At 77.5% G+C, this 12763-nt stretch carries 10 protein-coding genes; 5 read left to right on the top strand and 5 right to left on the bottom strand.

From position 1 onward, the window contains the following. Positions 1-2 precede the first annotated feature (2 nt). From tilS to dacB, 3 genes are read right to left on the bottom strand one after another with little or no spacing between them, the layout of a single operon-like run. Positions 3-1022 carry a tRNA lysidine(34) synthetase TilS gene (gene tilS, locus CLV37_RS10380; protein ID WP_106209917.1) on the bottom strand — a complete coding sequence of 340 codons (1020 nt, stop codon included), beginning with the start codon at positions 1020-1022 and terminating at the stop codon, positions 3-5. Between the two features lie 4 nt (positions 1023-1026). After that, entirely contained in the window at positions 1027-2232 is a 1206-nt protein-coding gene (locus CLV37_RS10385) for a zinc-dependent metalloprotease (RefSeq protein WP_106209919.1), read from the bottom strand. A gap of 60 nt (positions 2233-2292) precedes the next feature. After that, positions 2293-3804 carry a D-alanyl-D-alanine carboxypeptidase/D-alanyl-D-alanine endopeptidase gene (gene dacB / locus CLV37_RS10390; RefSeq protein ID WP_211298538.1) on the bottom strand — a complete coding sequence of 504 codons (1512 nt, stop codon included), beginning with the start codon at positions 3802-3804 and terminating at the stop codon, positions 2293-2295. A gap of 83 nt (positions 3805-3887) precedes the next feature. On the opposite strand from dacB, the gene CLV37_RS10395 reads away from it, so the two are divergent. Beyond that, on the top strand, positions 3888-4421 hold the full coding sequence (locus CLV37_RS10395) for an inorganic diphosphatase (protein ID WP_106209921.1): 534 nt from the start codon (positions 3888-3890) through the stop codon (positions 4419-4421). Positions 4422-4564: 143 nt separating this feature from the next. Here the strand turns inward: CLV37_RS10395 and CLV37_RS10400 are convergent, their stop codons facing one another. Then, positions 4565-5803: a C40 family peptidase gene (locus tag CLV37_RS10400; protein ID WP_146149361.1), complete on the bottom strand. Its 1239-nt coding sequence runs from the start codon at positions 5801-5803 to the stop codon at positions 4565-4567. A 228-nt stretch (positions 5804-6031) separates the two neighbouring features. On the opposite strand from CLV37_RS10400, the gene CLV37_RS10405 reads away from it, so the two are divergent. Both CLV37_RS10405 and CLV37_RS10410 read left to right on the top strand, forming a co-directional pair. Then, positions 6032-6469, top strand: a complete 438-nt coding sequence (locus CLV37_RS10405) for a MerR family transcriptional regulator (protein WP_106209925.1) — start codon at positions 6032-6034, stop codon at positions 6467-6469. 35 nt (positions 6470-6504) lie between these two features. Further along, positions 6505-6801, top strand: a complete 297-nt coding sequence (locus tag CLV37_RS10410; RefSeq protein ID WP_106209926.1) for a hypothetical protein — start codon at positions 6505-6507, stop codon at positions 6799-6801. Here the strand turns inward: CLV37_RS10410 and CLV37_RS10415 are convergent. Beyond that, entirely contained in the window at positions 6789-7661 is an 873-nt protein-coding gene (locus tag CLV37_RS10415; RefSeq protein WP_106209928.1) for an SMP-30/gluconolactonase/LRE family protein, read from the bottom strand. The two genes, CLV37_RS10410 and CLV37_RS10415, sit on opposite strands and share 13 nt — an antisense overlap. A gap of 99 nt (positions 7662-7760) precedes the next feature. On the opposite strand from CLV37_RS10415, the gene CLV37_RS10420 reads away from it, so the two are divergent. Beyond that, complete coding sequence (locus CLV37_RS10420; RefSeq protein ID WP_106209930.1) at positions 7761-9629, top strand: nitroreductase/quinone reductase family protein; 1869 nt, start codon at positions 7761-7763, stop codon at positions 9627-9629. Between the two features lie 46 nt (positions 9630-9675). Beyond that, on the top strand, positions 9676-12759 hold the full coding sequence (locus CLV37_RS10425; RefSeq protein ID WP_170127170.1) for an ATP-binding protein: 3084 nt from the start codon (positions 9676-9678) through the stop codon (positions 12757-12759). Positions 12760-12763 lie beyond the last annotated feature (4 nt).

The following is a 12763-nucleotide window of genomic DNA, read 5'->3' on the forward strand; positions in this document are numbered from 1 at the left end:
GTTCAGCGGTGGGGGGTGAGCACGAGCCTGCCACACGCGCGGGCGCCGCTTGCACCGCCCGGCAGGTGCACGGGCCCCTGCCCGCGCCAGCGCAGGACGAGCGCCTCGAGGGCGTCGACGTGCCCGGCGGTCAGCGCACCCGCCGGGCAGCCGGCGGCGAGCGCCGCGGAGCGCAGCCAGCGCCGGCGCAGGGCGGGCCGGGCGGCGCCGAGGTCGTCGACGGCCGCCGACCCGTCGCGGAAGGGGGTGCTCGCGGCGGCGAGCTCGTCGAGGGCGTCGGCGTCATCGCGGGCGGCGCGGGCCGTGCGGGCCAGCGCGGCGGCCACGCCCGGCCCGAGGCGGGACTCCAGGAACGGCAGCACGTCGTGCCGCACGCGGGTGCGCGTGAAGGCGGGGTCGGCGTTGGCGGGGTCCTCCCACGGCTCCAGCGCGCAGGCCGCGCGGACGACGTCGCGGGGCACCCCCAGCAGGGGGCGGTGGAAGACCCCGCGGACGGCGGGCATCCCGGCCAGCGACCGGGTGCCCGAGCCGCGGGCCAGGCCCAGCAGGACCGTCTCGGCCTGGTCGTCCAGGGTGTGGGCCAGGAGCACGGCGACGGCGCCCTCCTGCTCGGCGACGCGTTCCAGGGCGGCGTAGCGGGCGGAGCGGGCGGCGCCCTCGGGTCCACCCGTTCGGCCCACCGCGGCCCGTTCGCAGCGGACGGGGTCCAGGCCCAGGGCGCGGCCCTGCGCGACGACGCGGGCGGCGACGGCGGCGGAGTCCGCGTGCAGGCCGTGATCGATCGTCACGAGGCCCGCGCGCTGCTCGGACCGCTGACGCATCGGTCCAGTCCTATCGTCCCGATGCGTCAACGGTCCGGACCCGCGGGACGCCTCGGAGGCACGTTCGAAGGCGAGGGCCTCGGCGAGGGCCAGGGAGTCCGCTCCCCCGGAGCAGGCGACGAGGACGAGGCCGTCGACGTCGGCGAGCGCCCGCCGGAGCGCGACGCGGACGGCCGCGACCGCCAGGGACGGCCCCGTCACGCGCTCACCCGTGGACGCGCGCGACCCAGGCCGACGGGTCGGCGATCTCGGCGGGCAGCGGCAGGTGCTCGGGCGCGGTCCACACGACGTTGAGGCCGTCCCAGCCGACGGCCCCGACGACGCCGCGCACGAAGCGTGCCCCGTCGGCGTACTGCCGGGTCTTGGCGTCGAGCCCGAGGAAGCGGCGCACGACCTGGTCGAGGGACCCGCGGCCCTTGCGGCGCTGGGTGAAGCGGGCCCGGATGGTCGCCACGGAGGGCACGACCCGGGGGCCGACGTCGTCCATCACGACGTCGGCGTGGCCTTCGAGCAGGCTCATGACGGCGACGAGCCGGCCGACGCGCTCGCGCTGGGCGGGGGTCTGCAGGAGGTCGGCGAGGCCCACGCCGGAACCGGTGGACGTGCCGCGCAGGACGTCGGGCAGCGACCGCGCGACCCCGGCGAGGCGCTCGCCGAGGTCGCGGGACTGGGACAGCAGCTCGGACGACAGGCCGCGGGCCTCGTCGGTGACCCAGCGGCGCAGCCAGGGGTGGGCGCCGAACTGCAGGCGGTGGGCCTCCTCGTGCAGGCAGACCCAGCGGCGGAAGTCGTGGGGGTCGACGTCGAGGTCGCGTTCGACCTGCACGACGTTCGGGGCCACGAGCAGCAGCCGCCCGGCGCTGCCGTCGTCGACGCCGGTGAAGGCGTCGAACTGGCCGAGGACGCGGCTGGACAGGAACGCGAGCAGGCTGCCGAGCTCGGCGCCGGTGGTGCGCCGGCCGACGGCGGTGCCCGCGCGGTCGAGCGCCCCGGGCGCGCCGGGGGTCGCCCCGGGGCGGGAGCCGACGACGACGGGGCCCAACAGCGAGCGGAAGGCGTCGACGTTGGCGTGGGCCCAGGAGACGCGGTCGACGACGAGCGCGGGCGGCATCGGGACCGGGGAGGGCAGGTGCGCGGTCGCGGCCACCGGGCCGGCGGCCTCGGTGGCGGCCAGGCGCAGTTCGGCGACGACGTCGGTGATCTCGTCGCGGCCGAGCCTGGGGCCGGGGCGCACGAGGCGGGCGGCGACCTGGGCGGCGAGGTCGAAGTCGACGAGGTCGACGACGGGCCGCCCGTCCCGTTCCCCGCCCGGACCGTCCCCGGGGCCGTCTCCCGGGCCGTCTCCCGGGCCGTCCCCGACGCCCCGGTCCCCGCCCGGGACCTGCAGCCGTTCGTCCCCCCGTGCACGCATGCCCGCACGGTACGCGGGCGGGCCGTGGGGCCGGCGGCGGGTGCAGCCGCGGGACCGGCGTCAGCGGCAGCCGCAGGCCGCGAGGGCGGTGGCGAAGCGGTCCTGCGCCCGGCGGGCCGTCACGGACCCGCCGGGGGTGACGCTGTCGGACATCACGGCGAAGGCCAGCAGCCGGCCGTCGGCGTCGCGCAGGAACCCGGCGAGGCTGCTGACGCCGGTGAGGGTCCCGGTCTTGGCGCGCACGACCCCGGCGGCGGCGGTGGAGTCGGGCTGGTCGTAGCGGTCGGCCAGGGTCCCGCTGACCGCCGCGACGGGCAGTCCCGCGGCGACGGCGCCGAGCTCGGGGTGCTTCCCGGCGGCGATCACGGACAGCAGCGAGGTGAGGGTGCGGGCCGGGATGCGCGCGTCGCGCCCGAGGCCGCTGGCGCCCTGGAGGTGGACGCCGGTCACGTCGACGCCGAGGGCGGCGACCTCGTCGACGACGGCGGCCGAGGCGTCGTCGAAGGTGCCCGTGCGGCCGGTGGCGAGGGCGACGCGGCGCGCGAGCACCTCCGCGAGGGTGTTGTCGCTGTCGGTGAGCATGAGCTCGACCTGCTCGGCGGTGGTGGCCGAGCTGACCGCCGCGAGCTGCTTGGCGCCCGGTTGCGCCGCGGCCCGCGCGACCGGCACCGACGAGGAACCGCTGCCCTGGTCCAGGACCGTGATGCCGTCGGCGGTGAGGGCCTGCACGAAGAGGAGGGCGGCGCCGAGGGCGGGGTCGGCGGCGCGCGGGGCGTTCTCCCCCGGCCCGAGCCTGGCCTCGTCGACGGCCAGCGGGGCGATGGGCATGACGAAGCCGGAGCCGACGTCGCCCGCGCCCCACCCCGGGGACGTGGCGGGGCCGGTGAACGAGCCGTCGTCGAGGCGGACGGCGACGCTGGTGCGGCCCGCGGCGCGCAGGGCGGCGGCGGTCTGCGCGGCGAGGTCGCCCAGCCCGGCGTGCCCGGCGACGGCCTCGGGGTCCCCGGCGCCCGCGGCGAGCAGCACGTCCCCGCCGGCGACGAGGACGACCTCGTCGGCGGTGGCCCCGGCCACGACCCGCGTGGTGGCGCGGGAGGTGTCGCCCAGGGCCCGCAGCGCGGCGACGGCGGTGAGGATCTTCGTGGTCGAGGCCGGGGTGCGGGCCACGTCGTCGGCCGAGGCCAGCAGGGTCCGGCCGGTGAGGGCGTCGACGACGCTGGCCGAGACGGACGCCCCGAGCGCCGGGTCGGTCAGCAGCGGCCCGACGGTGCCGCCGAGGACGGCGGGGTCGGGCACGGGCGCGGCCGCGTCCAGCGTCGGCAGCACGGGGACGGGGCTGGGGGCGGGCACGTTCGCGCCGGGTGCCGTCGGCAGGGGCGCGGCCGTCGGCGCCGGTGTCGTCGTCAGCGGCCCGGGGACGGCTCCGGCGACGTCCAGCCCGGCGTACCCGCCGACCAGGACGAGCGCGGTGGCGGCGGTGACGACGGCGGCCGCGGCCTTGCGCACGCTGGTGTCTCCCCCGTCGTCCCGGTCACGCCCGGTCACGGGCGGCTGCGGCCCGGTTCGTTCCACGGGCCCCTCCTGCGCGACACTAGCGCGGTCCGTCGGCCGGGAGTCCTCCGGTCGGCCGTCCCGAAGCGCAGAGCAGTGCCGAGATGAGGAGCCACGTGAGCACCCCAGCCGAGTTCGACGCGACCATCGAGATCCCCAAGGGTCAGCGCAACAAGTACGAGGTCGACCACGAGTCCGGGCGCATCCGCCTGGACCGGATGCTGTTCACCTCGACCCGCTACCCGCACGACTACGGGTTCATCGAGGGCACGCTGGGTGAGGACGGGGACCCGCTGGACGTCCTCGTCATCCTCGAGGAGCCGACGTTCCCGGGCTGCCTCATCACGTGCCGCGCGATCGGCCTGTTCCACATGCGCGACGAGGCCGGCGGCGACGACAAGATCCTCGCCGTCCCCGCGGGCGACCCGCGCTGGGCGAACATCCAGGACCTGTCGGACGTGTCGGACTTCGACCGCCTGGAGATCCAGCACTTCTTCGAGACCTACAAGGACCTCGAGCCCGGCAAGAGCGTCGAGGGCGCCAACTGGGCCGGTCGTGCGGAGGCCGAGGCGGAGATCGCCGCGAGCTTCGAGCGCGCCAAGGGGACCTCGTACGAGCTGGGCGCCTCCAAGCACTGAGGCCGCGCGTTCCGGCACGTTGACTCCCCGGTCGCTTTGACCGGGACCGTTGAGTCAACGTGCCGTTCCGCGTCTCCCGGCACGTTGACTCAACGGTCGCTTTGACCGGGACCGTTGAGTCAACGTGCCGTTCGGCGTTCGGGTCAGCTGGGCCGGGTGCCGAACGCCATGAGGCCGGAGCGGTAGATCGACGCCGTCCGCACGTTCGCGCCGGTGTGCGGGGCCTCCACCATCGTGCCGGGGGCGATGACCATCCCGACGTGGTGGATGGTCGAGGCGTCGGACGTGTTCGTCGCGTAGAAGACGAGGTCGCCGGGTTCGAGGTCGGCGAGGTCGACCTTGGCCTGGCCGGAGTACTGCAGCCGCGAGGAGTGCGGCAGGGCGACGCCGGCCGCGCCCCAGGCCCGCAGGGTCAGGCCGGAGCAGTCGAAGGAGTCGGGCCCGTCCGCGGCCCACAGGTAGGGCTTGCCGAGCTGGGCCAGGGCCCAGTCGACCGCGGTGTCTGCTCCCGCGGTGGGGCCCGCGGCGCGGCGCACCGACGCCGAGCCGGACGAGGGACCCGACCCCGCGCGTGACGCCGAGGCCCGGGCGGCGGCTTCGGCGGCGGCCTTGGCGGCGGCGGCCGCGGCGGCCTGCCGTTCGGCTTCGAGACCGGCCTGCCGCTGCTGCTCGAGGGCCACCGACGTCTGCTGCAGCTGCGCGAGCTGGGCGACGAGGGCGTCGTTCTCCTGCTGGGTGCTCGCGACGAGGGCGTCGGCGGTGTCGGCCGCGCGCTGCGCGGCGGTGCGGGCGGCGGCGGCCTTCGCGGTGGCGTCCTGCTGGGCCTGCCGGGCGGTGGCGGCCGCGGCGGAGGTGGAGTCGGCGAGCGCCTGGGCGTCGGCGGCGCGCTGCTGGACGTCGGCGCGGTTGCCGGTGAGGTGCTCGAGGGTGGCGCGGTTGGTGACGTAGTCGTCGACCGAGCCGGACGTGAGGGCGCTGGTCAGCGGGGAGTAGTCGTCGGAGGTGCCGCGGTAGGTCGCCGAGGCCATCCGGCCCAGGTCGACGCGGGCGACGGCGTAGGCGGCGGCGGCGCGGTCGGCGGCGGCCCGGGCGGCGTCGGCCTCGGCGGTGCGCTGCCCGAGCAGGGCGTCGGCCTCGTCGTAGTCCTCGGCGGCGACGGACAGCGCCGTCTGCGCGGCGTCGAGCTGGTCCTGCTGGGCGGTGAGCCGGGCCTGCAGCGCGTCGACCTGCGCGGCCTTGGCGGCGGCGGCGGCGTTGGCCTGGTCGACCTGGTCCTGCGAGGGGTAGACGGGGTCGGCGACCGCCGTCCCGCCGAGGGCGAGGAGCGGGACCGAGGTGGCCATCGCCAGCAGCAGGGTGCGGCGGGTGGCACGCTCAGTCACGAACATCACCCTCGGTAGTCAGACGCGTCACAGCGTGAAGACTAGCCACCCTGCACCCCGCGGGGAACACCCGAGCCCGGCGGGTCGTGACCCCGGACGACCTCACAGGAACCGGCGAACGGGCGACGCGGTTCGCCGGGAACACCGGAACCCCGTGGCCGCACCGTTACGATCGACTGTCGTCGCGAAGGCTCAGCGCGCCGCCACCGTCGTCGAGCAGGGGGAAAGATGTCCGGACTCATGCAGATCGGCGAGGTCGTCGAACGGGTCGGGTACAGCTTCCGCACGATCCGCTACTACGACGAGATGGGGCTGGTCAGCCCCACCCAGCGCACCCCCGGCGGCTTCCGGCTCTACACCGAGATGGACGTCTACCGGCTGCTCGTCCTCAAGCGCATGAAACCGCTCGACTTCTCCCTCGACGAGATGCGTGAGCTGCTCTCCGTGCTCGACGCCCTCGACGGCCGCATCCCCTCCGCGACGCCCCGCGAGCAGCTGTTCGCCAAGCTCGACGAGTTCCGGCAGGCCGCCGACGCCCGCGTCGAGAAGCTGCGCGACCGGCTGATGATGGCCGAGGAGTTCGCCCAGCGCCTGCGCGACGAGGCCGAGGGCCGCACCGACGGCGGCTCCCCCGCCCCCGAACCGCCCGTCCGCGAGACGGTCTGACTCAAGGCCGCGCCCCCGGCCGCCGACGAGGGGACGTGGTCCGTCGCGCGCTCCCGGTCGTCGTCGCGGCCGTCCTGCTCGCCTTCGCCGCGGTCGTCCTGCTGCGCCAGCCCCCGGCGACCACCGCCGCCGGGCGCGTCACCGAGGCCCGTCCCGGCCGGGTGTGCCTGCGGACCGCCGGTCACGACGTCTGCCTGGACTCCCGGCACGTCGAGCACCTGCGGGTGGCCGGGCTGCACGCCGGCGACTGCGCCGACGTGACGTGGACCGGCGACCTCGTCGTCGCCGAGTCCCTCGTCAGCGTCGTCGCGGCGCCGTGTCAGCCCGCGTAGGGCAGCGCCGGCAGGCCCTTGACCCCGGGCACGTAGCGGAAGATGCTCCCCGCCGCCGGGTCGTCGTCGTCCGCGAGGTTCTCCCGCGACGTCGTGATGAACAGCTCCGAGTAGTCGTCCCCGCCGAAGGTGCACGCCGTGACCTGGCGCGCGCCCACCTCCACGACGGCGTCCAGGGTGCCGTCGGGGGCGTACCGGCGCACGGCCGACCCGCCGAACAGGCCCGTCCACACCCCGCCCTCGGCGTCCACGGTCAGGCCGTCGGGCCGGTTCTTCCCGCTGTCGTCGTTGACCTGCGCGAACAGGCGCCGGTCGGTCAGCCCACCCTCGCGCGAGTAGTCGAAGACGTCGGTGCGTCCGGTCGGGGTGTCGTTGTAGTACGCCAGCGTCCCGTCCGGGCTCCAGCCGAGACCGTTGGAGATGGTGACCTGCCCGACGACGACCTCGACGCGCCCGTCGGCGTCGAAGCGGTACACCGACGCCCGGCCCTGCCCCTTGCCGTCGGCCTGGTCGTAGGCCATGTTCCCGGCGTAGAAGCGGCCGTCGGGGTCGCAGCCGCCCTCGTTCATCCGCAGCCGGGCGTCCGCGCTCCACAGCTCCGGCTGGGCGTGCAGGGACCCGTCGGCGTCCTCCAGCACGATGCCCCGCTCGACGGCCAGGACCGCTCCCCCGCCCACGCGGGGCCGGGTGATCGCGACGACCTCGCCGTAGTGCTTCCGCGTGGTCGAACCGTCCGCGGCCAGGGTCACGACGTCGCCCGCGTAGAGGTCGACGAACCGCAACCCTCCCCACGTCGGTGACCAGCACGGCCCTTCGCCGTGTCCCACGAGCCGGTCGGTGATGCGCTCCGCTGCTGCCACGCCCAGCACCCTAGTGAGGCGCGGTGCGCCGGGCCCGGGGAGGGAGGCGGCAAGTCGGCGGCAAGTGGGCCGAAGGCGCCGGCGGGCACCGTCGTCGCCATGAGCACAGCACCCCTGTCCCGCCGGTTCTCCGCCCTCGCCGCGACCGCGGCCCCCGGCTCGCGCACGGCGCGCTTCGTCACCGCCGTCAGCCGCGCGCACGTCCGCGTCCACCGCGCCACCGGCGGCCGGCTCGGCGGCGCCATGGGCCCCGTCGAGATCGCACTCCTGACCACGACGGGACGGCGCAGCGGCGCACCCCGCACGAGCGCCCTGGCCTGCTTCCGGTTCCCGGAGTTCGGCGACCAGCTCGTCCTGGTCGCCTCCAACGCCGGCGCCGCGCGGCACCCGGCGTGGTTCCACAACGCCCTGGCGCACCCCGACGTCCGGCTCGAGCGCCGCGGCCGCAGCGAGGACCTGCGCGCCCGCCCCGCGACCGAGGCCGAGCGCGCCGTGCTGTGGCCGCTGGTCGTGGCGGCCGCCGACACCTACGCGGCGTACCAGGAACTCACCGACCGGCGGATCCCGCTGCTCCTGCTCGAACCCCGCCCCGCCCCCCGCACCGCGGCCGAGGGGCTGCAGCTGCTCGCCGAGCTCGGCAAGCACCTCGACGGTGACGTGCACCTGCCGGGCACACCGCGCTACGCCGAGCTCGCCGCCCCCTGGAACGTCACCGTGCCCGTCACCCCCGCCGCGGTCGTCGCCGCCCGCTCCGCCCGCGACGTCGCCGCGGCCGTCCGCACCGCCGGGTCGCTGGGCCTGACGGTCGCCGTGCAGCGCACGGGCCACGGCGCGTGCCCCGTCGACCGCGGCACGCTCCTGGTCCACACCGGTGGGCTCGACGGGTGCTCGATCGACCCCGTGGCCCGCACCGCCCGGGTGGGCGCCGGGTCGCTGTGGACCGGGGTCGTCGCCGCCGCCGCCGAGCACGGCCTGGCCGCCCCGTGCGGTTCGGCGCCGGGCGTCGGCGTCGCGGGTTTCCTCACCGGCGGCGGCCTCGGACCGCTGGCCCGCACCATCGGCCCGAGCTCGGACCTCGTGCGCGCCTTCGACGTCGTGACCGGCGACGGGGAACTGCGGCACGTGACGCCCGAGACCGAACCGGACCTGTTCTGGGGCCTGCGCGGCGGGAAGGCGACCCTCGGGATCGTCACCGCCGTCGAGGTCGAGCTGCTGCCGATCACCGAGGTGCTCGGGGGTGCGCTGTGGTTCGCGGCCGAGCGGGCCGGAACCGTCCTGCACCGCTGGGCGCGCTGGTGCGCCGACCTGCCGACGCAGGCCACGACGTCGGTCGTCCTCGCGCAACTGCCCCCGCTGCCCGACCTGCCGCCCGCGCTCGCGGGGCGCTCGGTCGTGGGCGTCCGGTTCGTGTGGACCGGCGGGACCGGGGACGGCGAACGGCTCCTGGAACCCCTGCGCGAACTGGCCCCCGTGCTCGACACGGTCGCCGTGATGCCCTACGCCGCCATCGGTTCTGTCCACGCCGACCCCACCGACCCCGTCCCCGCGACGGAACGTTCCGGGTTGCTCACCGAACTGCCTCCGGCGGCCGTCGACGCCCTGCTCGCCGTGGCCGGCCCGGACTCCGGGACCCCGCTGCTGGCCGTGGAACTGCGCCAGCTCGGCGGGGCCGTCGCCGCCGCCCCCGCGCACCCCAGCGCGCTGTGCCACCGTGACGCCGGTTTCACCGTCCTCACCCTCGGTCTGGCGCTGCCCGGCGCCCCCGACGCGGGCGCCGCGGGCGAGGCCGTCCTGGACGCCCTGCGGGACTGGTCGCACCCCGGGGCGCTGCCGAACTTCGCCGGCGGTGACGACCCCGCCCGGTTCGCCCGCTGCTACGACGACGAGACCCGCACCCGGCTGCGCGACCTGGGTGATCGCTACGATCGGCACCGCGTCCTGGCCACGGGACGGGTCGTCCGCGGGTAGCTTCTGCCGGGTGCGTGCACCGGCGGGCGACAGGGTGCGGGTGTCCGTGCTCGGACCGGTCCGCGCCGAGGTCGACGGGAGGGGAGTCGACCTCGGCGGGCCAGTCCGCCGCTCGGTCCTGACCCGCCTCGTCGCCGCGCACGGGCAGGTCGTCTCCACCGACCGGCTGCTGGAGGACCTGTGGCCGGCCGTGCCCTCGCCCACGGCCCTGGCCGCCCTGCAGGTCCACGTCTCGCACCTGCGCCGCGCCCTCGAACCCGACCGTCCCCCGCGCGCCCGGGCCGAGGTGCTCGTCAGCGCCGCCCCGGGGTACGCGCTGCGCCTGCCGCGCGCGAACGTCGACGCGTGGCGGTTCGAGGACGCCGTCGCCGCCGGGACCGACCTCGAGCACGCCCTCGCCGACGGGGCCGGTCCCCCCTACGCCGAGGTGTCCGACACCGCCTGGGCCGCACCGGAGGCCGCACGGCTCACCGAGCTGCGCCTGGGCGCGGTGGAGACCCTCGCCGCCGAGCGGCTCGGGGCCGGTGACCCCGCCGCCGTCGTCGCCCTGCTCGACCGGCACGCCGCCGAGCACCCCACCCGCGAGGAGGCCGTCCGGCTGCTGGCCCTGGGCCTGTACCGCTGCGGGCGGCAGGCCGACGCCCTGGCCGTCCTGCGTCGCACCCGCCGGCACCTGGCCGACGAGTTCGGCGTCGACCCCGGCCCGGTGCTGCGGTCCGTCGAACAGGCCGTGCTGCAGCAGGACCCGGGGTTGTGGCCGGCGGTCCCGCCGGTCCCCCGCACCGCGCGGACCGTCGAGGCGGACCCCCGCGCGCTCGTGGGCCGCGACCCCGAGCTGGCGGTGCTGACCGCGGCCGCCCGTGACGCCGCAGCCGCCGGCGAGGTCCGCGTCGTGTGGGTCGACGGCGAGGCCGGCGCGGGCAAGACGACCCTGCTCGACGCGTTCACCCGCACCCTCACCGGCTGGACCACGACGTGGGGCCGCTGCCCGGAGGTCGACGGGGCGCCGCCCGGGTGGGCCTGGCGCGAGGTCCTCGACGACCTCGGCCACACGGACCCGTTGCCGCAGAACACCTTCCACCTGGCCCGCACCGTCGCCGACCACCTCGCCGCGGTCGCTCCCGTGCTGGTCGTCCTCGACGACGCGCACCGCGCCGACGACGTCACCCGCCAGCTCCTGCGGCAGGTCGTCGACCAGCTCGACGAGACCGCGGCCGTCGTCGTCTGCGCCTACCGCGGCACCGAGGCCGGGGCCGGGCTCGGTCTCGTCCGGGCCGCGCTGGCCCCCGCCGCCGCGGCGCACCTGGACCTGGCGGGTCTGGGGCGCGAGGCCGTCGCCGCCCTCGCGCGCTCGGCCGGCGGGCGGGCGCTGGACCCCACGACCGTCGACTGGCTCACCGACCGCACCGGCGGGAACCCGCTGTTCGTCCGCGAGCTCGCCCGCCTGCTCGCCGGGCCCGGTCCGCTGGCCCCCGCCACCGGCCCGCCGACCACCGTGCCGGCCGGCATCGCGGACGTGCTGCGCGCCCGGCTCGCGCGGCTGCCCGCCGCGACGGTGGACCTGCTGCGCACCGCGGCCCTGCTCGGGCGCGAGCTCGACGTCGACGTCCTGGCCCGCGTCCTGGACGGCGTCCCGGGCGAGGCCGGAGGGGACGGAGACGGCGGGGACGCCGTGGAGGACGGGCTCGACACCGCCGTCGTGGCCGGGCTGCTGGAGGAGACGACCCCGGGCCGCGTCCGGTTCACCCACGCCCTCGTGCGCGACGTCCTCGCCGACGACCTGCTCCCGGCCCGCCGGCGGCGCACGCACGGACGCGTCCTGGCGGTGCTGGAGGACCTCGCGCCCCACGACGTCGACGCCCTGGCCCACCACGCCCTGGCCGGGCTGACCCCCGCCACGGCGGCCCGGGCCCGCGAGCACGCCGAACGCGCCGCGACCCGCGCCGCCCGCACCTCGCCCCAGCGGGCCGCCGAGCTGCTCACCGGGGCCCTGAGCGCCCACGACCTCACCCGGGCCCCGGACCCGGCCGTCGAGACGCGCCTGCGCTGCGCCCTCGTGGCCGCCCTCGCCGCCGCCGGCGACGCCGTGGCCGCGCGCGCCGCGCAGACCACCGCGCTGGCCCGGGCCGGCGACGACGAGCAGCTGCTGCACGCCGTCCTCACCTGCTGGGACGCCCCCCTGGTGTGGACGGTGCGCCGGGAGACCGCGGGCGACCCGCTGCGCCTGCGCCTGCTCGACCGGCTGCCCGCCCCCACCGGCCCCGCCGACGTCGTCCGCCGCGAGCACGCCCGGTTCCTGGAGCTGGAGACCTGGGACGTGCCCGCCGCGATCGCGTGCAGCGCCCGGGCCCTGGCCGCCGCCCGGCAGGCCGGCGACCCGCGGCTGCTGTGCCTGGCCCTGAACCTGCGCGGGTACGCCGCCCTCGGTCCCGACCTGGACGCCGAGCGGGGCGCGCTCGCCGACGAGCTCGTCGACCTCGCCGGCCGGCACGGCCTCGACGACTTCCTCGCCGTGGGGCTGTGGCTGCGGTTCCTGGCGCGCGCCTCCCGCGGCGACCGCGCGGGCGCCACCGCGGCGGTCGCCGAGGCCACCGCGGTCGCCGGGTCCGGGCAGCTGGGCCACCTGCTGCTCGTGCTGTCGCTGTGGCACGCCGTCGTGGACCTCACCGACGGGCGGCTGGAGGAGGGGGCCCGCCGGTACGCCGGGGCCACCGCGGCCCTGGCGGCCGCCGGGGACGCGACGGCGCCGTACATGGCGGCCGTGGGGCGCTTCGCGACGGCCTGGCACCGCGGCCGGCCCCGCGAGGCGCTGGCGGAGGTGCGGGCCGCCGACGCCTCGGGCCGCGGCGCGACGGCCGCCCCGCTGGTGCTGTGCCTGCTCGACGCCGGCCGGCAGGAGGAGGCCCGGCGGCGCTGGGCGGCCCGGGAGCCCGTGCGCCGGGACATGCTGTGGCTGGCGCTGACCGCTCTGCACGCGCACGCCGCGGCCCGGCTCGGGGACGCCGAGGCCGCCCGCGAGCTCCACGCCGACCTGCTGCCGTTCGCCGGCCGGTACGCCGGGCTCGACTGCGGCACCCTGCCCGTCGGTCCCGTCGACGACACCCTGGCCGTCCTGCGCCCGCTGCTCTGAGGGG

It is taken from the genome of Kineococcus rhizosphaerae, from assembly GCF_003002055.1.
GTDB lineage: Bacteria > Actinomycetota > Actinomycetes > Actinomycetales > Kineococcaceae > Kineococcus > Kineococcus rhizosphaerae.

Coding starts and splice junctions, on each gene's coding strand:
- CLV37_RS10385 (WP_106209919.1), bottom strand. CDS start 2,232: ATGCGTGCACGGGGGGACGAACGGCTGCAGGTCCCGGGCGGGGACCGG.
- CLV37_RS10395 (WP_106209921.1), top strand. CDS start 3,888: ATGAGGAGCCACGTGAGCACCCCAGCCGAGTTCGACGCGACCATCGAG.
- CLV37_RS10405 (WP_106209925.1), top strand. CDS start 6,032: ATGTCCGGACTCATGCAGATCGGCGAGGTCGTCGAACGGGTCGGGTAC.
- CLV37_RS10420 (WP_106209930.1), top strand. CDS start 7,761: ATGAGCACAGCACCCCTGTCCCGCCGGTTCTCCGCCCTCGCCGCGACC.